The sequence below is a fragment of the Streptomyces sp. NPDC088794 genome (assembly GCF_044750545.1).
Classification (GTDB): Bacteria; Actinomycetota; Actinomycetes; order Streptomycetales; family Streptomycetaceae; genus Streptomyces.
Genome location: NZ_JBIVKB010000008.1, coordinates 373757 through 394097 on the forward strand (window position 1 = coordinate 373757; position 20341 = coordinate 394097).

Below are 20341 nucleotides of genomic sequence, written 5' to 3' on the forward strand. Positions count from 1 at the left end.
GGAGGAGACGGCCGGGAAAATGAGCTGTGCCCCACCTGGTCGGTGGGGCACAGTCGTCCCCGTGACCGACTTCCCCGTGACCGACTTCTCCGTCAAACCCGTGCTGACCGGCGAAAGGACCGTGCTGCGGCCCTTCACCGCGGCCGACGCTGACGGCATCTGGGAGATCGTCCAGGACCCCGAGGTCGTCCGGTTCACCTTCGAGCCCTCCACCGACCTCACCCCGGAACGCCTGCGCTCCTGGTACGGCTCCCGGGCCGACGCCCCCGACCGGCTGGATCTCGCCGTCACCGACCCCGCCACCGGCGAACTCCTCGGCGAGGTCGTCCTGTACGAGTGGGATCCGGCGGCGCGCAGTTGTACGTTCCGTACGCTGATCGGACCCCGGGGGCGCGGCCGGGGCATCGGCACCGAGGCCACCCGGCTCATCGTCGGCCACGGCTTCGAACAACTGGGCCTGCACCGCATCGAGTTGGAGGTCTACGGCACCAACCACCGGGCCCTGCGCGTCTACGAGAAGGTCGGCTTCGTCGTCGAGGGTGTGCGTCGGGAGGCCTCGCTGCGGGACGGCGAGTGGGTCGACGCGATCCTCATGGGCCTCCTCGACCGGGAGTGGACCGCGCGCCATCGCGTCGAGAGCAGCTCCACCAATGGCCTCGACGACCACCCCGGCAGCGGTCTCGACGGCCTCAACGCCCGCGGCTCCACGGCTCGATGACCGTCACGCCCGCTCCCGGCGCCGTCCCCATCGCGGCCAACGCGTCCGGAGTGGCGTCCAGCGTGATCGTCGACGTCACCAGGAGGTCGGGGCGCAGGGCACCGGCGCGGACCAGCTCCAGCATCGGCGGGTAGGTGTGCGCGGCCATGCCGTGGCTGCCGAGGAGTTCCAGCTCCAGGGCGATCGCGCGGGCCATGGGGACGGGGGTCGTGCCGTCGGCCGACGGGAGCAGGCCGACCTGGATGTGCCGGCCGCGCCGCCGCAGACCGTTCACCGAGGCGGCGCAGGTGATCGGTGAGCCCAGGGCGTCGAGGGACAGGTGGGCTCCCCCGCCGGTCAGTTCACGGATCGCGGCGGCCGGATCGGCGGTGCGCCCGGCGTCCACGGACTCCGCCGCGCCGAACTTCCGCGCCAGGTCCAACGCCCCCGGCGACACGTCCACGGCCACGACCCGCGCCCCCGCGGCCGCCGCGATCATCACCGCGGACAGGCCCACGCCCCCGCACCCGTGCACGGCGACCCACTCCCCCGCCGCGACCCTGCCCTGCTGCACCACCGCCCGGAAAGCCGTGGCGAACCGGCAGCCGAGCGCTGCCGCGGTGGCGGACGACAACTCGTCGGGTACGGCGACCAGGTTCACGTCGGCGTGGTCAAGGGCCACGTACTCGGCGAACGAACCCCAGTGCGTGAAGCCGGGTTGGGTCTGCCGTTCGCAGACCTGCTGGTCGCCGGCCATGCATGCCGCGCAGCTTCCGCAGGCGCACACGAAGGGGACGGTGACCCGGTCGCCGGGGTGCCAGTCGTGCACCCCGGCGCCGGTCTCCTCGATCACGCCGGCGAGTTCGTGGCCCGGCACGTGGGGCAGGGTGATGTCCGGGTCGTGGCCCTGCCAGCCGTGCCAGTCGCTTCGGCAGAGGCCGGTGGCTTCTACCCGGACGACCACTCCGTGGTCTGCGGGGCGGGGGGCTGGTACGTCGCGTACTTCGGCGGGTTCACCGTAGTGCTCGAATACCACCGCTCTCATGTGGACTCCCATCGCCGTCGCGGTCTGCGGGCTCGTCGTGGCTGGTCGCGTTCCCCGCGCCCCTGAGCCTCTGACCCTCACCTTCGCTCAGGCCGAACCGTTCATGGAAGCGCCGCAACGGGCCCGGCGCCCACCAGGTCGCCTTCCCCGTCAGTCTCATCACCGCCGGTACCAGCAGGCCTCGCACGATCATCGCGTCCATCAGGACGGCGAGGGCGATGCCCAGGCCCAGCATCTTGGTGTTGGTCACTCGGGAGGTGCCGATGGCGACCATGACGACCGCCAGGATGACCGCCGCCGCCGTGATCAGGCCGCCCGTGCGCTGGAGTCCGTGCCGTACCGCCTCGTTGTGGTCGCCCGTTCTGTCGTACTCCTCCTTGATGCGGGAGAGCAGGAAGACGCCGTAGTCCATGGAGAGGCCGAAGGCCACGCAGAACATCAGGACCGGCAGGGTCGTCTCGATGGAGCCGGTGCTGGTGAAGCCGAGCAGGCCGGAGAGGTGGCCGTCCTGGAAGACCCAGACCACCGCGCCGAACATGGCCGACAGACTGAGGGCGTTGAGCACCACCGCCTGGATCGGTATCAGCACGCTGCCGGTGAGCAGGAAGACCAGGAACAGGGTGACCACCGCGATGAAGCCGGCCGCCCAGGGCAGGCGCTCCGCTATCGCGTGCTTGGAGTCGACGAGCACGGCCGCGGTGCCGGTCACCTTGGTGTCGAAGGGGGCGTCCGTGGCGCGCAGGTCGCCGACCAGGCGCTGCGCGTCGTCGCCGACGGCCTCGCCCTTCGGCGTCACGGTGAAGTACGCGGAGTCGCCCTTCACCAGCGGGCCGTCGACGCGCACCACCTCGGGCAGCGCGGCCAACCGGTCCTTGTAGGCGGTGTACTGCGCCGGGGTCGCCCTGCCCTCTGCGAGGACTTCGAGGCCGCCGCCGGGGCTGCCCGGGAAGCCGTCCCGGATGTGCTGCTGGACGACGTGCGACTCGGAGGTCGAGGGCAGCTGGCGGTCGTCCGCCGTGCCGAACTTGACGCTCAGGAACGGCAGTCCGAGCAGGACCAGCACGGCCGTCGTGGCCAGGGCGAAGAAGGGGGCCCGGCGCATGACGAGGGTCGCCAGACGCGCCCAGGCCCTGCCCTTCTCGCCGGAGCCGGCCGGAGCGGAGGCTGAGGCGGCCTCGGTGGCAGCGGGCCCGGACCGGCGCCGGCGGAACAGGCGGCGCAGATCCAGGGCGTCGACCCGGTGGCCCAGCAGGATCAGGGCCGCCGGGAGCAGGATCAGGGCGGCCGCCGCCGCCAGCAGGACCACCGCGATGCCGGCGTAGGCGAAGGAGCGCAGGAAGTACTGCGGGAAGACCAGCATCGCCGCCAGGGAGACCGCGACCGTGAGGGCCGAGAAGAGGACCGTCCGGCCGGCCGTGCGCAGGGTGGTGCCGACGGCCTGCAACGGCTCGGCGCCGCCGGACAGTTCCTCTCTGAAGCGGCGGACGATGAAGAGCGCGTAGTCGACCGCGAGGCCGAGGCCCAGGGCCGTGGTGAGGTTGATCGCGAAGACGGACACGTCGGTGAGCTCGGTGAGTCCGCGCAGTACCGCGTTCGTACCGAGGATCGCGACGATGCCGATGCCGAGCGGGAGCAGGGCGGCGACGGCGCTGCCGAAGACCATCACCAGCAGGACGAGCGTCACCGGCAGGGCGATCAGCTCGGCGCGGGCCAGGTCCTCCTTGATGATCGTCTGCATCTCGTGCCGGACCGCGACGATGCCGCCGACCTTCACTTCCACCGGGCCGTGCGTCCCCCTGAAGTGGGGCGCCATGCGGTCGAGGGTGTCGCTCATCGTGCCCTCGTCGCCGGTGATGCGGGCGGCGATCAGCGCCTCGTGGCCGTCCTTCGCGCGCAGGGAAGGCGCCGTCGCGGCATCGGCCTGCCAGTAGGAGCCGACGCCGGTCACGCCCGGCTCGGCGGCGAGGCGGGCGGTGAGGCTCCTGGCCTCGGCGGCGACCGCGGGGGCGTCGACGGAGGCGCTGCCCGAGTCGAGCAGGAGCAGGAAGTTGGGCTGGGAGTCCGGGAACTCGCGCTCCAGGGCCTTGGTCGCGTACGTGGACTGGGCGTCCGGGTCCTCCCAGCCGCCGCTGCCCAGGCGGTCGGCGACCCCGCTGCCCGCCACCACGGCGAGGGCGGTGATCACCAGGGCCACCAGCAGCGACAGCCGTGGCCGGGCGGTAACGAAGCGGGTCCAGCCACCGAGCCTCGGCGGCTCGTTCGGCGGCTTGTTGACTTCGGTCATCGTGCGGTGTCCCCTTCACCGTGGAAAACCCGTGGAAGCCATAGACTGGCAAACACGAGAGATCGCTCGCGTTTCTCCAGAATGCGAGCGACCGCTCGTGTTTGTCAATGGCGTTCGGAGACTTGGGGACAACGCATGCCCGACACCTCGCCGACCGATCAGCCGCGCCGTCGCCAGGCCCGCGGTGAGCGCCGTATCGCCCAGCTCCTCGAAGCCGCCACCACCGTCTTCTCCACCACCGGCTACACGGCCGCCAGCACCAACGCCATCGCCCGTGAGGCCGGCGTCTCCCCGGGCACGCTCTACCAGTTCTTCCCGAACAAGGAAGCGATCGCGATCGAGCTGAGCCGGCGGCTCATGCACGAGATGCGGGAGATGTACGGCGAGGCGCTCGCCCCGGTCGATCCCGAGGACACGCTGGAGGAGATCGTGGGCGGCGCCGTCGACCGGTTCATCGCCTTCAACTGCGATCACCCCGTGTTCTTCTCGCTCCTGCACGGCCCGGACGTCCCGGGCACGCTCGACGTGGAGCACGAAGCGCTGCACGCCGCGCTGCTGGGCCGGGTGGAGGCCCTGATCGCGAGCCTCCTGCCCGAGGCGCCCGCCGCCGACGTCACCCGCACCGCGCAGGTCTGCCTCGGCACGTACAAGGCGGGTCTCGAACTGGTCCTCTCGCACACGGGCGCCGAGCGGGACGCCTACATCCAGGAGATCAAGAACGTGCTGACCCGCTACCTGGAACCCCTGGTCGGCGACCGTCTCGGCCGCCCCTCCGACAGGACGGCGACGGCCCGCTCGTAGCCCGCCCAGCCCAGCGCGTCCGGACCGGACGCGACGACCGGCGGGATCTCCCGAAGAGGTCGAGCGCGACCGGCAGCCCCGGCCGATCCCGTACGCCCGCGGCGGTGCGGACACCCCGCCGGACATGTTCAGGGGCGGATTCCCGGACTGCGGCACAGCGCGCGGCTACCTAAAGTGCGGACAAAACGCCCGTACGCCGCCGACCTGTGCCGAGCCCATCGCCAGAGGGGACCCGCCGTGACCCACTCGACGCCGCCGCCCGACGCCTCCCGGGCCCGCATCCCCGGACCGCAGCAACCGCCGCCGACGTACCCGCAGATCCGGACGGGACTGTGGAAGCGGTGCCTGGGCGGCGGGCTCGCGCTGTGGATGCTGACCGCGCTGGTCACGTACGCGACGAGGAACACGACGCTGCTGCCGACCCTGATCCTGCTCGGCAGCTTCCTGGTGCCGGTCACCTTCGTGCTGTGGGCGTACGAGCGGCACGGCCGCGACCTGGGCGTCAGCGTGATCCTCGGCTGCTTCCTGACCGGCGGCACGCTCGGCGTGCTGGGCGCCTCGGTGATGGAGTACTACCTGCTGCACCCCTCGTTCTGGATGTTCGTCGGCGTCGGGCTGATCGAGGAGGCGATGAAGCTGGGCGCGCTGATGTTCGTGCTGCGCCGGCAGGTGCGGATCCGCGGGATGCGGTCGGGGCTCGTGCTCGGCGCGACCGTCGGCTTCGGCTTCGCGGCCCTGGAGAGCGCCGGGTACGCCTTCAACGCGGCCGTCTCCACCCAGGGCATCGATCTGCGCGCCCTGCTGGAGACCGAGATCCTGCGCGGGGTGCTCGCGCCCTTCGGGCACGGTCTGTGGACGGCGATCGCGGGCGGTGTCCTGCTCTCCTACCGTCGCCCGAACGGGCGCTTCCAGTTCATCGGCCCGGTGTTCGGCGCGTACCTCGGTGTCTCCCTGCTGCACGCCCTGTGGGACTCGACGCACGGCATCGCGATCTGGCTGGTGGCCCGGCTCGCGGGCACCGGAGTGGAGAAGCAGCTCTTCGCCCAGGGGTACATTCCGCGGCCGACCGAGCAGCAGGAGCACCTTTTCACGTTGTTCTCGGTGGGCGGGATGGTGCTGGTGTCGCTGCTCGCCATCTCCTGGGCGCGGTCGCTGGCCCGCCGTGATCCCTCTTGGAGAAATACCCCCTAGGGGTATAGTGTGAGGGTCGATGGGCCCCCACGGGCCTCCTCGACCCCACACGCCTCGATGAGGAGAACGACATGACCGCCCACACCGACACCCCGGGAACCGTCACCACCGTCTACCAGGTGACCGGGATGAGCTGCGGACACTGCGAGGGCTCCGTCTCCGGCGAGATCTCCGAACTCCCCGGCGTGACCTCGGTGAAGGCCGTCGCCTCGACCGGTGAGGTCACCGTCGTCTCCGAGCGCCCGCTCGACGAGGCGGCCGTGCGCGCGGCGGTCGACGAGGCCGGCTTCGAGCTCGCCGGCCAGATCTGAAGCGGCGTCGGCACCACAGTTCTGCTCTCCGACCGGGCCGTGCCGACCAGCTGATACTGGCTCCGCACGGCCTGGTCCGATGTCTGGAGTCCGGACATGACCAGTACCACCGCAGAGACACCCGTAGCCGCCTCTGAAGCGGCCGAGGTCGAGCTGCTCATCGGCGGGATGACCTGCGCCTCCTGCGCGGCCCGCGTCGAGAAGAAGCTCAACCGCATGGACGGCGTGACCGCCACGGTGAACTACGCGACAGAGAAGGCGAAGGTCAGCTACCCGGCGGGAATCCAGGTCGCCGACCTGATCGCGACCGTGGTGAGGACCGGGTACTCGGCCGAAGAACCGCCTCCGCCGCAGCCGCCCGCCTCGACACCCGGGGAGACGGCCGACGAGGATCCCGAACTCGCCGCCCACCGCGAGCGGTTCACCGTCTCCGCCCTGCTCGCCGTCCCCGTGATCCTGCTGTCGATGATCCCGGCCCTGCAGTTCGACAACTGGCAGTGGCTCGCGCTCACCCTCGCCGCGCCCGTGGTCGTCTGGGGCGGACTGCCCTTCCACAAGGCCGCGTTCACCAACGCCCGGCACGGCGCCGCCACCATGGACACCCTCGTCTCGGTCGGCACGCTGGCGGCGTTCGGCTGGTCGGTGTGGGCGCTGTTCTGGGGCGACGCGGGCATGACCGGCATGCACGACGAGTTCCGCCTCACCGTCTCCCGCGCGGACGGCGCCTCGACGATCTACCTCGAAGTGGCCGCGGGAGTGGTCGCGTTCATCCTGCTGGGCCGTTATCTGGAGGCCCGCTCCAAGCGGCGGGCGGGCGCTGCGCTCAGGGCGCTGATGGAGCTGGGCGCCAAGGACGTGTCCGTGCTGCGGGGCGGGCGCGAGGTCCTGATCCCGGTCGCTCAACTGGCCGTCGGCGACCGCTTCGTCGTACGCCCCGGGGAGAAGATCGCCACCGACGGCACCGTCGTGGAGGGCGCGTCCGCCGTGGACGCGGCCCTGCTGACCGGTGAGTCGGTGCCGGTGGACGTACAGGCCGGCTCGGCCGTCACCGGCGCGACCGTGAACGTCGGCGGGCGGCTGGTCGTCGAGGCCACCCGGGTCGGCGCCGACACCCAACTCGCGCGGATGGCGCGGTTGGTGGAGGACGCGCAGAACGGCAAGGCGGAGGTGCAGCGCCTGGCCGACCGGATCTCGGCGGTGTTCGTGCCCGCCGTCATCGTGATCGCGCTCGGCACCTTCGGGGTGTGGCTCGGCGTCACCGGCGACACGGTGGCCGCGTACACCGCGGCCGTGGCGGTACTGATCATCGCCTGCCCGTGCGCGCTGGGCCTGGCCACGCCGACCGCGCTGCTGGTCGGCACGGGGCGTGGCGCGCAGCTCGGCATCCTCATCAAGGGCCCGGAGGTCCTGGAGTCCACCCGTCGTGTCGACACCGTCGTCCTGGACAAGACCGGAACGGTCACCACCGGCCGCATGACCCTTCAGGAGGTCCACGTCGCCGACGGCACCGACGAGAGCGAGCTGCTGCGGCTCGCGGGCGCCGTCGAGCACGCCTCCGAGCACCCGGTCGCCCGGGCGATCGCCGTGGGCGCCGCCGAGCGGGCCGGGGAGCTCCCGGAGGTCGAGGAGTTCACGAACGTGCCCGGTCGGGGCGTACGCGGGCGGGTGGCGGGCCGTGCGGTGGCCGTGGGCCGGCTCGCCGAGTACGCCGGGGATCTGCCACCGGAGCTGGCCCGCGCCAAGGACGCGGCCGAGCGGGGCGGTCGTACGGCCGTGGTGGTCGGCTGGGACGGGGTGGCACGCGGTGTCCTCGCCGTCGCCGACGCGGTCAAGGAGACCAGTGCGCGGGCGGTGGCCGAGCTGCGCGCGCTGGGGCTCACGCCGGTGCTGCTGACCGGGGACAACCGGGCGGTGGCCGAGGCGGTGGCGCGGGAGGTCGGCATCGAGCAGGTGATCGCGGAGGTGCTGCCCGAGGACAAGGTCGACGCGGTACGGCGGTTGCAGGGCGAGGGCCGGACCGTGGCCATGGTCGGTGACGGAGTCAACGATGCGGCGGCGCTCGCGACGGCCGATCTGGGCCTGGCGATGGGCACGGGCACGGACGCGGCGATCGAGGCGAGCGATCTGACCCTGGTGCGGGGTGACCTGCGGGTGGCCGCGGACGCGATCCGGCTGTCCAGGAGGACGCTGTCCACCATCAAGGGCAATCTGGTGTGGGCCTTCGGCTACAACGTGGCGGCACTGCCCCTGGCCGCGGCCGGTCTGTTGAATCCGATGATCGCGGGGGCCGCTATGGCCTTTTCATCCGTATTCGTGGTGACCAACAGCCTCCGCCTGCGGACGTTCCGCTGAACTGCGGGAAGGTTACCGGCGGTTAGGGCGATTCGAAGTAAGAGTCCCCCTAGAGTCGGAGGCCAGCCTCACATAAGCTCTTCACAAGGCTCGCGCATCATCCTTACGCTTGAGCCCCGGTCGCAGTATCGGGGCTCTTGCGCATCTAACGGACATTTGCAAGAGACGCAGATCACAGTGATGTGAACGTAACCATCGAAGGGGTTCGAAGGTCTAAGTTGACGATGTCAGACAGCGTCTTGGGGGGCGTTGACTGGCATCTGAGGATGTCTTGGGGGACTTCCTCAGAGATGCGTTGCCGGGGCACGTACATCGGGAAGCTTTGAGCGGCCCTCCCGAGCGTGCGCTGTCCCGGCAGATCGCACACCCAGTAGTACGACGAGTTCTGCTCGTTTTGCTCAAGCAGAACGCGTTTTGCTCAAGCAGTACCGCAGCGATTCAGGCGCTGTTCTTCACAGACGCCCGGCCGGATCCCGTGGGGGGAATCCGCACCGGGACATGGGAAGGCGCCCTGTACGCCGGCCCGTGGGGGGACCGTCGGCAGGGCGCCTTCCGCTTTTTGCCGTCCCTGTACGCCGGTGAGCGCGCCGGCGGGGATACGAGTGAGGGGGCGCCGATGAGCGACGCCCCCTCCACACCGGAAACTGTCAGCGAGCCTCGACCGGGACGAAGTCCCGCTCCACCACGCCCGTGTAGATCTGGCGCGGGCGGCCGATGCGGGAGCCCGGCTCCTTGATCATCTCGTGCCACTGGGCGATCCAGCCCGGCAGCCGGCCGAGGGCGAACAGGACCGTGAACATCTCGGTCGGGAAGCCCATGGCCCGGTAGATCAGGCCGGTGTAGAAGTCGACGTTCGGGTAGAGGCTGCGCGAGACGAAGTAGTCGTCGGAGAGCGCGTGCTCCTCCAGCTTGAGCGCGATGTCCAGCAGCTCGTCGGACTTGCCGAGGGCCGAGAGGACGTCGTGCGCGGCGGCCTTGATGATCTTGGCGCGCGGGTCGAAGTTCTTGTAGACCCGGTGGCCGAAGCCCATCAGACGGACGCCGTCCTCCTTGTTCTTCACCTTGCGGATGAAGGAGTCGACGTCGCCGCCGGAGGCCTGGATGCCCTCCAGCATCTCCAGCACGGACTGGTTGGCGCCGCCGTGCAGCGGGCCCCACAGCGCGTTGATACCGGCCGAGATGGAGGCGAACATGTTGGCCTGCGAGGAGCCGACCAGACGGACCGTGGAGGTCGAACAGTTCTGCTCGTGGTCCGCGTGCAGGATGAGCAGCTTGTCGAGCGCGGCGACGACGACCGGGTCGAGGTCGTACTCCTGGGCCGGCACCGAGAACGTCATGCGCAGGAAGTTCTCGACGTAGCCGAGGTCGTTGCGCGGGTAGACGAACGGGTGGCCGATCGACTTCTTGTACGCGTAGGCCGCGATCGTCGGAAGCTTGGCGAGCAGCCGGATCGTCGAGAGGTTCCGCTGCTTCTCGTCGAAGGGGTTGTGGCTGTCCTGGTAGAAGGTGGACAGCGCGGAGACGACCGACGACAGCATGGCCATCGGGTGGGCGTCGCGCGGGAAGCCCTTGTAGAAGTTCTTGACGTCCTCGTGGAGCAGGGTGTGCTGCGTGATCTCGTTCTTGAACGAGGAGAGCTCGTCGACCGTCGGCAGCTCGCCGTTGATCAGCAGGTAGGCGACCTCGACGAAGGTCGAACGCTCCGCCAGCTGCTCGATCGGGTAGCCGCGGTAGCGGAGGATGCCCGCCTCGCCGTCGAGGTAGGTGATGGCGGATTTATAGGCAGCGGTGTTCCCGTAACCGCTGTCCAGCGTCACCAGACCGGTCTGGGCGCGGAGCTTCCCGATGTCGAAGCCCTTGTCGCCGACGGTGCTGTTGATCACCGGGTAGGTGTACTCGCCGTCGCCGTACCGCAGTACTACAGAGTTGTCGCTCACGTCTTCCCTCACCGACGTAGTGCCTCATCTTCGAGGTTGCCCTGACTGTCTCTACCATCCCCCAATTGGCTCAGGTGAGTGCACTCGGGGTCGACCATCGGGCCTATCGGCGGCACTGAGTGCCGCCAACTTTCTCATCCTGCCCGGTTCATACCCGGACCGGAAGTGCTCTGTGACCTTCATGACTCATTTGATCGATCATTTTTTGAAATGAGCCGGAAATCGAGTGCCGTACAGCGCCGGCCCGCCGACACCGTGCGTACCGCCTGACCGATCGCCTTGCGCGAACCGACCAGCACCACCAGCTTCTTGGCCCGGGTGACCGCCGTGTAGAGCAGGTTCCGCTGGAGCATCATCCACGCGCCCGTGGTGACCGGGATGACCACGGCCGGATACTCGCTGCCCTGCGAGCGGTGGATGGTCACCGCGTACGCGTGCGCCAGTTCGTCCAGCTCGTCGAACTCGTACGGAACCTCCTCGTCCTCGTCGGTCAGCACCGTGAGGCGCTGGTCGACCGGGTCGAGCGAGGTGACAACGCCCACGGTGCCGTTGAAGACACCGTTCTTGCCCTTCTCGTAATTGTTGCGGATCTGGGTGACCTTGTCGCCGACGCGGAAGACCCGGCCGCCGAACCGCTTCTCGGGCAGCTCGGGGCGGCCGGGGGTGATCGCCTGCTGGAGCAGTCCGTTGAGGTTGCCCGCCCCCGCCGGTCCCCGGTGCATCGGCGCGAGCACCTGGACGTCCCGGCGCGGGTCGAGCCCGAACTTGGCCGGAATACGACGGGCCGCCACGTCCACGGTGAGCCGGCCGGCCTCCTCGGTGTCGTCCTCGACGAAGAGGAAGAAGTCCTTCATGCCGTCGGTGACCGGGTGCTGCCCGGAGTTGATCCGGTGCGCGTTGGTCACCACGCCCGACTGCTGGGCCTGGCGGAACACGCGGGTGAGGCGCACGGCGGGGATCGGGCCGCCGTCGGCGAGCAGATCGCGCAGCACCTCGCCGGCGCCGACGCTGGGCAGCTGGTCGACGTCCCCGACGAAGAGCAGATGGGCGCCCGGCGGGACCGCCTTGACCAGCTTGTTGGCGAGCAGCAGGTCCAGCATCGAGGCCTCGTCGACCACCACCAGGTCGGCGTCCAGCGGGCGGTCCCGGTCGTAGGCCGCGTCACCGCCGGGCTTCAGCTCGAGGAGGCGGTGCACGGTGGAGGCCTCGGCGCCGGTCAGCTCGGCCAGCCGCTTGGCGGCACGGCCGGTCGGCGCGGCGAGCACGACCTTGGCGCGCCTGGCCCGCGCCAGCTCCACGATCGAGCGCACGGTGAAGGACTTGCCGCAGCCCGGGCCGCCGGTCAGCACGGCGACCTTCTCGGTCAGCGCCAGCTTGACGGCGGCCTCCTGCTCGGGCGCGAGATCCGTGCCCGTACGCCCCTTCAGCCAGGTCAGCGCCTTGTCCCAGGCCACGTCCCGGAAGGCGGGCATCCGGTCCTGGTCGGTGCGCAGGAGGCGCAACAGCTGGGCGGCGAGGGACAGTTCGGCCCGGTGGAAGGGCACCAGGTAGACGGCGGTGACAGGGTCCGCGCCGCCGTCGGGCGCGGGGACCTTCTCCCGTACGACACCGGGCTCGCCGGAGTCCTCGTCCGGGAGGGCCAGCTCGGCGAGGCACTCGATGACCAGGCCCGTGTCGACCTGGAGGAGCTTGACCGCGTCGGCGATCAGGCGCTCCTCGGGGAGGTAGCAGTTGCCCTGGTCGGTCGCCTGGGACAGCGCGTACTGAAGGCCCGCCTTGACGCGCTCCGGGCTGTCGTGCGGGATGCCGACGGACTGGGCGATCTTGTCGGCGGTGAGGAAGCCGATGCCCCAGACGTCGGAGGCGAGCCGGTAGGGCTGATTCTTCACGACGGAGATCGAGGCGTCGCCGTACTTCTTGTAGATGCGCACGGCGATCGACGTGGAGACCTCGACGGTCTGGAGGAAGAGCATGACCTCCTTGATCGCCTTCTGCTCCTCCCAGGCGTCGGCGATCTTCTTGGTGCGCTTGGGGCCGAGCCCTGGCACCTCGATGAGCCGCTTGGGCTCCTCCTCGATGATCGTCAGGGTGTCCAGGCCGAAGTGCTGCGTGATGCGGTCGGCGAAGACCGGGCCGATGCCCTTGACCAGACCGGAGCCGAGGTAGCGCCGGATGCCCTGGACGGTGGCCGGCAGGAGCGTCGTGTAGTTCTCGACGGTGAACTGCTTGCCGTACTGCGGATGGGAGCCCCAACGCCCCTCCATCCGCAGGGACTCGCCGACCTGGGCGCCCAGGAGCGCGCCGACGACGGTGAGCAGATCGCCCGCGCCGCGGCCGGTGTCGACGCGCGCGACCGTGTAGCCGTTCTCCTCGTTGGCGTACGTGATCCGCTCCAGGACGCCTTCGAGGGTGGCGAGTCGGCGCTCGCCCGCCTGTGCAGGACTCCCCGGCTGATTGGACATGATCCGACGGTACCGGCCGGGTGTGACAGCGGGCGGGGCGTTGCCGAGGAGGAGCGGACAGGAGCCGTCCGGAACGCCCTAGGTCCCGCGCCTGCGGGTCGCGGCGAACGCGATGCCGGTCCCCGTCACTCCGTACAGGAGGAGCAGCGCGCCCTCGCGCCGCAGGCTGCGGCGTTCGACCTCCTGGGCGAACGTCAGCTGGGCGTACGTGCTCGTGCCGGTCGAGCGGCCGGTGGCGGTGTCGTAGGAGAGCGCGCAGCGGTCGCCCCTGCGCATGTGTCCCGGGGAACTCTCGCCGTGCGCGTCGAGATGGAGCCCTGGGCAGTCGGGGACGCCGTGGGCCGCGCCGGCTCTCAACAGCGACAAGGCCCCCCACAGCAGCGGCAACAGGAACAGCACGAGTAACGCGCCTCGGAGTCTCATCGCGTCACCCTAGGGCCCGCCCGGCGCATCAGGCCCGCGTCGCGGGCCCGGCCGACAATCGGGATGCGGTCCCAAAGCCGCATCCCTAGGCTCGCGTTCATGTTCACCGACGGGGTACGACTTGAGCGCCTGCGGGCCGACCACGCGCCCGCGCTGCTCGCCTTCGAGCGCGCCAACCGCGCCTACTTCGCGCGGTACATCTCGGATCGGGGTGACGCGTTCTTCCTGGAGTTCGCCACCGTCCTCGACGCGCGGCTCGCCGAACAGGACGCCGGCGTCTGCCACTTCCACGTGGTGGTCGACGAGCGGGGTGAGCTGATCGGCCGCGTCAATCTCGTGGACGTCGAGGAGGGCAGCGCCGATCTCGGCTACCGGATCGGCGAGCGCTGGGCGGGCCGGGGGGTCGCGACCGAGGCGGTGGCGCAGGTGTGCCGGCTGGCCGCCGGGGCGTACGGGCTCGGCGAGCTGATCGCGAGCACCGCGGTCGGGAACACGGGGTCCAGGACGGTCCTCGAACGGAACGGGTTCACGCTGGTGGGGGACGAGGTCGTGGCCGGGAAGCCCGGCGTGCGGTACCGGCGCCCGCTGGAGCCCTCCGAGGCGGCCGGTCCGGCCGACTGAATCGCTCCGGCACCGGCTGGGTCCCTCCGCCGCCGTCCGGAACATCACGATCCGGTCTCAGGGTCTTGTGAACCGTCGTGTAATCGATTCCAATCCTTGGTGCACGTCGATGTAATCGATTCCACGAGGAGGTGGAACGGCGATGGCGAGCATCAAGGACGTCGCCGCCGAGGCGGGGGTCTCCGTCGCCACGGTGTCGCGGGTCCTGAACGACCATCCGTCGGTCAGCGCCGACGCACGCACGCGCGTGCTGGCCGCCGTCGAAGCGCTGGGCTACCGCCCGAACGCCGTCGCCCGTTCCCTGCGCACCGACCAGACCCACACCCTCGGCCTGGTCATCAGCGACGTGATGAACCCGTACTTCACCGAACTGGCCCGCTCCGTCGAGGAGGCGGCCAGGGCGCTCGGGTACAGCGTGATCATCGGGAACGCGGACGAGCGGCCCGAGTTGCAGGACCACCACGTACGGACGCTGCTGGACCGTCGTATCGACGGGCTGCTCGTCTCCCCCACCGACGGCGGTTCGCCGCTGATCGTGGACGCCGCCCGGGCGGGGACGCCGGTGGTCTTCGTCGACCGGTGGATCCCGGGGATCGAGGTGCCCGTCGTCCGCGCGGACGGGCGGACCGCCATACGGGATCTCGTCGCGCATCTGCACGCGCTCGGGCACCGGCGGCTCGCGATCATCGCGGGCCCCGCGGCCACGACCACCGGCAGCGAGCGCGTCGAGGCCTTCCGGGAGGCCCTCGGCGAGTACGGGATCCCGCTGCCGGACGCCTACATCGGCCAGGGCGACTTCCAGGCCGAGAGCGGGCGGCGGGTCACCGAGGGGTTCCTCGACCTGCCCGAGCCGCCCGAGGTCGTGTTCGCGGCCGACAACCTGATGGCGCTCGGCGCGCTGGACGCCGTACGCGCGCGTGGGCTGCGGGTCCCCGAGGACCTCGCGCTCGCCGCGTTCGACGACATCCCCTGGTTCGTGCACACCGATCCGCCGATCACCGCGATCGCCCAGCCCACGGGCGAGTTGGGGCGGGCCGCCGTACGCGCGCTGGTCGACTCCATAGAGGGCCGGGCCCCGCGGTCCGTCACCCTTCCCGCACGTCTCGTCGTACGCCGCTCGTGCGGCGAGCCGCCGGCTTCAGCGGAGCCGGCCCCCGCAAGGAACAGGAGCCAGTCGTGAGCAACGAGGACGAGTTGCCGCGCATCAAGGACGAGTTGCTGCGCATCGAGGGCATTCGGAAGACCTTCCCCGGCGTGGTGGCGCTCGACGGCGTCGACTTCGACCTGCGCCGGGGCGAGGTGCACGTGCTGCTCGGCGAGAACGGCGCCGGCAAGAGCACGCTGATCAAGATGCTGTCGGGCGCCTACCACCCCGACGGAGGCCGGGTCCTGGTGGACGGCGAGGAGGTGCACATCCGCGGGGCGCAGGACGCCGAGCGGCTGGGCGTCGCCACCATCTACCAGGAGTTCAACCTCGTCCCCGATCTGACGGTCGCCGAGAACATCTTCCTGGGCCGGCAGCCGCGCCGCCTCGGAATGATCGACCGGAAGCGGATGGAGGCCGACGCCGAGGTGCTGCTGAAGCGCGTCGGGGTGAATGTGTCCCCACGCGCGCGTGTGCGTGAACTCGGCATCGCCCGGCTCCAGATGGTCGAGATCGCCAAGGCGCTCAGCCTGAACGCGCGCGTGCTGATCATGGACGAGCCGACCGCGGTGCTCACCTCCGAGGAGGTGGAGAAGCTCTTCGCCATCGTGCGCTCGCTGCGCGAGGACGGCGTGGGGATCGTCTTCATCACCCATCACCTGGAGGAGATCGCCGCGCTCGGCGACCGGGTCACGGTCATCCGCGACGGCAGGTCCGTCGGCCAGGTGCCCGCGACCACGGCCCAGGACGAACTCGTACGCCTCATGGTGGGCCGCTCCATCGAGCAGCAGTATCCGCGCGAACGGCCCGACGCGGGCGGCGCGTTGCTCACCGTCGAGGGGCTGACCCGGGACGGTGTCTTCCAGGACATCAGCTTCGAGGTGCGGGCCGGCGAGGTCGTCGGCATCGCCGGGCTGGTCGGTGCGGGGCGTACGGAAGTGGTGCGGGCCGTGTTCGGGGCGGATCCGTACGACAAGGGGGCCGTGAAGGTCTCCGGGGACCCGGTCCGCCGGCACGACGTCAACGCGGCGATGACCGCGGGCATCGGGCTCGTGCCCGAGGACCGCAAGGGGCAGGGGCTCGTTCTCGACCAGACCGTCGAGGAGAACCTCGGTCTTGTCACCATGCGGGCCGCCACGCACGCGGGGCTCGTCGACCTCAGGGGCCAGCGCACGGCCGCCGCGCGGATCGCCGGGCAACTGGGCGTGCGGATGGCCGGGTTGGGCCAGCAGGTGCGCACCCTGTCCGGCGGCAACCAGCAGAAGGTCGTCATCGGCAAGTGGCTGCTCGCCGACACCAAGGTGCTCATCCTCGACGAACCCACGCGCGGGATCGACGTGGGCGCGAAGGTCGAGATCTACCAGCTGATCAACCAACTCACCGCTCAGGGCGCCGCCGTCCTCATGATCTCCAGCGATCTGCCCGAGGTGCTCGGCATGAGCGACCGGGTGCTGGTGATGGTCCAGGGCCGGATCGCGGGCGAACTGACCGCCGACGAGGCCACGCAGGACGCGGTGATGTCCCTCGCCGTCAGCAACATCTCCCACGTCACTACCGAAGCGGAGGCCGACCGTGGCCACTGACACGCTCAAGAGCACCACAGGCGCCGGTGGCGCCACGAGCGGGCTGCGCCGCCTCCTGCTCGACAACGGCGCGCTCACCGCGCTCATCGTCCTCGTCATCGCCCTGTCGGCGCTGTCCGGGGACTTCCTGACCACCGACAACCTCCTCAACGTCGGCGTCCAGGCGGCCGTGACCGCCGTCCTCGCCTTCGGCGTCACCTTCGTCATCGTCTCGGCCGGCATCGACCTCTCGGTCGGCTCGGTCGCCGCCCTCTCCGCGACCGTGCTGGCCTGGAGCGCCACCCAGCACGGCGTACCGGTCGTCATCGCGGTGATCCTGGCCGTCGCGACCGGCATCGCGGCGGGCCTGGTCAACGGCTTCCTGATCGCGTACGGGAAGCTGCCGCCGTTCATCGCGACGCTCGCGATGCTGTCGGTGGCGCGCGGTCTCGCGCTGGTCGTCTCCGACGGCTCGCCGATCCCCTTCCCGGACTCGGTCTCCCACCTCGGCGACACGCTCGGCGGCTGGCTGCCGGTGCCCGTCCTGGTCATGATCGTGATGGGACTGATCGCCGCGTTCGTGCTGGGGCGGACGTACATCGGCCGCTCGATGTACGCGATCGGCGGCAACGAGGAGGCCGCGCGGCTGTCCGGCCTGCGGGTGAAGAAGCAGAAGCTCGCCATCTACGCGCTGTCCGGTGTCTTCGCCGCTGTCGCGGGCATCGTGCTCGCGTCCCGGCTGTCCTCGGCGCAGCCGCAGGCCGCCGACGGCTATGAGCTGGACGCGATCGCCGCGGTCGTCATCGGCGGCGCCTCCCTGGCGGGCGGCACCGGCAAGGCGTCCGGCACGCTGATCGGCGCGCTGATCCTGGCGGTGCTGCGCAACGGCCTCAACCTCCTGAACGTGTCCGCCTTCTGGCAGCAGGTCGTCATCGGCGTCGTGATCGCGCTGGCGGTACTGCTCGACACGCTGCGCCGCAAGGCCGGGGCGACCCCGGTGGCGGCCGGCACCGGTGGCAACAGGGGCAAGCAGGCCGGGACGTACGCGCTCGCGGCGGTCGTCACCGTGGCGATCGTGGGCGCGACCTCCTTCCTCCACAACGACTCGTCCTCGTCGAATCCGAAGATGGGTCTGTCGCTGTCCACCCTCAACAACCCCTTCTTCGTGCAGATCCGGGCCGGCGCCCAGGCCGAGGCGAAGAAGCTCGGTGTGGACCTGACCGTCACGGACGCGCAGAACGACGCCTCCCAGCAGGCCAACCAGCTGCAGAACTTCACCAGTTCGAGCCTCGGCGCGATCATCGTCAACCCGGTGGACTCGGACGCGGCGAGCAACTCCGTGAAGGCCGCCGACAAGGCGAAGATCCCGGTCATCGCCGTCGACCGGGGCGTCAACAAGGCGTCCGTGGACGCCCTGGTGGCCTCCGACAACGTCGCGGGCGGCGAACTGGCCGCGAAGACCATCGCCGAGAAGCTCGGCGGCTCCGGAAAGATCGTCATCCTCCAGGGCCAAGCGGGCACTTCGGCTGCCCGAGAGCGCGCTCAGGGCTTCTCCGACGGTCTCAAGGCCTACCCTGGAATCCAGGTCGTGGCACAGCAGCCCGCCGACTTCGACCGCACCAAGGGCCTCGACGTGATGTCGAACCTGCTCCAGGCCCACCCCGACGTCCAGGGTGTCATCGCCGCCAACGACGAGATGGCGCTCGGCGCGATCAAGGCGCTGGGATCCAAGGCCGGCAAGTCGGTCTCGGTGGTCGGTTTCGACGGCACCCCGGACGGCCTGACCGCGGTCAAGGGCGGCTCGCTGTACGCGTCCGTGGCCCAGCAGCCCACCCAGCTCGGCAAGATCGCCGTGGAGAACGCCCTCAAGGCCATCCAGGGCAAGAAGGTCCAGCAGACGATCAAGGTCCCGGTGAAGGTGGTCACGAAGGAGAACGTGGCCGGCTTCACCGGCTGACACAGGAGAACGCGGCCGGCTTCACCACCGGCCGGCAGCGGGTGCGTCTCTCGTCATCTCTCAGGGGAGTCCTTCATGTACGACTACGACCTTCTGGTCGTGGGCTCGGCCAACGCCGACCTGGTGATCGCCGTCGAACGGCGCCCGGACGCGGGCGAGACGGTGCTCGGTGGCGACCTCGCCGTGCACCCGGGCGGCAAGGGCGCCAACCAGGCGGTCGCGGCCGCCCGGCTCGGGGCCCGTACCGCGCTGTTGGCCCGGGTCGGCGACGACGCGTACGGCAGACTGCTGCTCGACTCGCAGCGGGCGGCCGGGGTCGACACGGTGGGCGTGCTGGTCGGCGAGGCGCCGACGGGGGTCGCGCTGATCACCGTGGACCCCTCGGGTGACAACAGCATCGTGGTGTCGCCGGGCGCGAACGGCCGGTTGAAGCCGCAGGACATCCATGCGGCGGAATGCCTCTTCCAGGCCTCCCGGGTGGTCTCGGTCCAGCTGGAGATCCCGCCGGAGACGGTCGAGGAGGTGGTCCGGAGCCTGGCGCCGGACAGCCGCTTCGTCCTCAACCCCTCCCCGCCCAGGCCGCTTTCCGCCAAGGTGCTGGCGGCCTGCGACCCGCTGATCGTCAACGAGCACGAGGCGAGGGTGGTCCTGGGCGAGGCATGCGTGAGCGACCGGCCGGAGGACTGGGCCAAGCTGCTGCTCGCCAAGGGGCCGCGCTCGGTGGTGGTGACGCTGGGCGCGGAGGGCGCGCTGGTGGCGTCCTCGGCGGGCGTCGAGCGGATCCCGTCCGTGAAGGTGGATGCCGTGGACACCACGGGCGCCGGTGACGCGTTCACGGGCGCGCTGGCCTTCCGGCTCGCGGCGGGCGCCGATCTCGTCGAGGCGGCGGCCTACGCGGCCCGGGTCGGGGCGGCGGCCGTCACCAAGGAGGGCGCCCAGGTGTCCTTCCCGACCGCCGAGGAGGTCGAGGCGCTGTGAAGAAGGCGGGCATCCTCAACCGTCATCTCTCCGGCGCCCTCGCCGAACTGGGCCACGGCGACGAGGTGTTGGTGTGCGACGCCGGTATGCCGATCCCGGCAGGACCGCGCGTCGTCGACCTCGCCTTCCGGGCCGGCACCCCGTCCTTCGCGGAGGTCCTGGACGGCCTGCTGGTCGAGCTGGTGGTCGAGGGCGCGACGGCGGCGAAGGAGATCCGCAAGGCCAATCTGGCCACGGCCTCGCTGCTGACCCGCGAGTTCCCCGACCTGGAACTGGTCCCGCACCAGCGGCTGAAGGAACTGTCGGCCGGGGCGCGGCTGGTGGTCCGCACGGGCGAGGCACGGCCGTACGCGAATGTGCTGCTGAGGTGCGGGGTGTTCTTCTGAGCCGCTGATCCTGCGGGGGGCGTGGGCGGGATCGCGGTGCGGGGCCGTGGGGCGGGATCGCGGTGCGGGGGCATGGGGCGGGATCGCGGTGCGCGGGCATGGGGCGGGATCGCGGTGCGCGGGCATGAGGCGGGATCGCGGTGCGCGGGCATGAGGCGGGATCGCGGTGCGCGGGCATGAGGCGGGATCG

16 protein-coding genes are annotated in these 20341 nt (G+C 70.6%); 11 read left to right on the plus strand and 5 right to left on the minus strand.

All coding sequences use genetic code 11. The annotated features are described in order from the left end of the window. The first annotated feature begins 76 nt into the window (after positions 1 to 76). Positions 77 to 718: a GNAT family N-acetyltransferase gene (locus ACIP6U_RS24320; protein ID WP_401721508.1), complete on the plus strand. Its 642-nt coding sequence runs from the start codon at positions 77 to 79 to the stop codon at positions 716 to 718. On the opposite strand, the gene ACIP6U_RS24325 is transcribed toward ACIP6U_RS24320, so the two are convergent. Continuing rightward, positions 690 to 1742 (minus strand): zinc-dependent alcohol dehydrogenase family protein, encoded by a 1053-nt coding sequence (locus ACIP6U_RS24325; protein ID WP_401721399.1) that lies wholly within the window; start codon positions 1740 to 1742, stop codon positions 690 to 692. The two genes, ACIP6U_RS24320 and ACIP6U_RS24325, sit on opposite strands and share 29 nt — an antisense overlap. Beyond that, positions 1711 to 4026 carry an MMPL family transporter gene (locus tag ACIP6U_RS24330; protein WP_401721402.1) on the minus strand — a complete coding sequence of 772 codons (2316 nt, stop codon included), beginning with the start codon at positions 4024 to 4026 and terminating at the stop codon, positions 1711 to 1713. Before ACIP6U_RS24330 ends, ACIP6U_RS24325 begins: the two co-directional genes overlap by 32 nt. Before the next feature lie 135 nt (positions 4027 to 4161). Here ACIP6U_RS24330 and ACIP6U_RS24335 point away from each other — a divergent pair, with 135 nt between their 5' ends. The 4 genes from ACIP6U_RS24335 to ACIP6U_RS24350 all read left to right on the plus strand — a co-directional run bounded on the left by ACIP6U_RS24335 (position 4162) and on the right by ACIP6U_RS24350 (position 8681). After that, positions 4162 to 4827 (plus strand): TetR/AcrR family transcriptional regulator, encoded by a 666-nt coding sequence (locus ACIP6U_RS24335; protein ID WP_401721405.1) that lies wholly within the window; start codon positions 4162 to 4164, stop codon positions 4825 to 4827. A 237-nt stretch (positions 4828 to 5064) separates the two neighbouring features. Next, the gene (locus ACIP6U_RS24340; protein WP_401721408.1) at positions 5065 to 6018 is read left to right on the plus strand and encodes a PrsW family intramembrane metalloprotease; all 954 of its coding nucleotides are present in this window, start codon (positions 5065 to 5067) and stop codon (positions 6016 to 6018) included. 71 nt (positions 6019 to 6089) lie between these two features. Further along, entirely contained in the window at positions 6090 to 6329 is a 240-nt protein-coding gene (locus ACIP6U_RS24345; RefSeq protein WP_401721410.1) for a heavy-metal-associated domain-containing protein, read from the plus strand. A 96-nt stretch (positions 6330 to 6425) separates the two neighbouring features. Beyond that, positions 6426 to 8681, plus strand: coding sequence for a heavy metal translocating P-type ATPase (locus ACIP6U_RS24350; protein ID WP_401721413.1), 2256 nt, complete (start codon positions 6426 to 6428; stop codon positions 8679 to 8681). Between the two features lie 647 nt (positions 8682 to 9328). Here the strand turns inward: ACIP6U_RS24350 and ACIP6U_RS24355 are convergent. The 3 genes from ACIP6U_RS24355 to ACIP6U_RS24365 form a co-directional block, all read right to left on the minus strand. Continuing rightward, positions 9329 to 10618, minus strand: a complete 1290-nt coding sequence (locus tag ACIP6U_RS24355; protein ID WP_401721415.1) for a citrate synthase — start codon at positions 10616 to 10618, stop codon at positions 9329 to 9331. Between the two features lie 179 nt (positions 10619 to 10797). After that, positions 10798 to 13080 (minus strand): ATP-dependent RecD-like DNA helicase, encoded by a 2283-nt coding sequence (locus ACIP6U_RS24360; protein WP_401721418.1) that lies wholly within the window; start codon positions 13078 to 13080, stop codon positions 10798 to 10800. A gap of 78 nt (positions 13081 to 13158) precedes the next feature. Continuing rightward, positions 13159 to 13503: a hypothetical protein gene (locus ACIP6U_RS24365; protein ID WP_401721420.1), complete on the minus strand. Its 345-nt coding sequence runs from the start codon at positions 13501 to 13503 to the stop codon at positions 13159 to 13161. 99 nt (positions 13504 to 13602) lie between these two features. Here ACIP6U_RS24365 and ACIP6U_RS24370 point away from each other — a divergent pair, with 99 nt between their 5' ends. The 6 genes from ACIP6U_RS24370 to rbsD all read left to right on the plus strand — a co-directional run bounded on the left by ACIP6U_RS24370 (position 13603) and on the right by rbsD (position 20151). After that, a complete protein-coding gene (locus ACIP6U_RS24370; protein WP_401721423.1) occupies positions 13603 to 14124 on the plus strand; it encodes a GNAT family N-acetyltransferase in 522 nt (173 codons plus the stop codon). 142 nt (positions 14125 to 14266) lie between these two features. Continuing rightward, on the plus strand, positions 14267 to 15304 hold the full coding sequence (locus ACIP6U_RS24375) for a LacI family DNA-binding transcriptional regulator (RefSeq protein ID WP_401721425.1): 1038 nt from the start codon (positions 14267 to 14269) through the stop codon (positions 15302 to 15304). Further along, on the plus strand, positions 15301 to 16851 hold the full coding sequence (locus tag ACIP6U_RS24380; protein ID WP_401721427.1) for a sugar ABC transporter ATP-binding protein: 1551 nt from the start codon (positions 15301 to 15303) through the stop codon (positions 16849 to 16851). Before ACIP6U_RS24375 ends, ACIP6U_RS24380 begins: the two co-directional genes overlap by 4 nt. Continuing rightward, on the plus strand, positions 16841 to 18787 hold the full coding sequence (locus ACIP6U_RS24385; protein WP_401721430.1) for a substrate-binding domain-containing protein: 1947 nt from the start codon (positions 16841 to 16843) through the stop codon (positions 18785 to 18787). Before ACIP6U_RS24380 ends, ACIP6U_RS24385 begins: the two co-directional genes overlap by 11 nt. Positions 18788 to 18862: 75 nt before the next feature. Then, positions 18863 to 19765, plus strand: coding sequence for a ribokinase (locus ACIP6U_RS24390; protein WP_401721433.1), 903 nt, complete (start codon positions 18863 to 18865; stop codon positions 19763 to 19765). Continuing rightward, the gene (rbsD, locus tag ACIP6U_RS24395) at positions 19762 to 20151 is read left to right on the plus strand and encodes a D-ribose pyranase (protein WP_401721435.1); all 390 of its coding nucleotides are present in this window, start codon (positions 19762 to 19764) and stop codon (positions 20149 to 20151) included. Before ACIP6U_RS24390 ends, rbsD begins: the two co-directional genes overlap by 4 nt. Positions 20152 to 20341 lie beyond the last annotated feature (190 nt).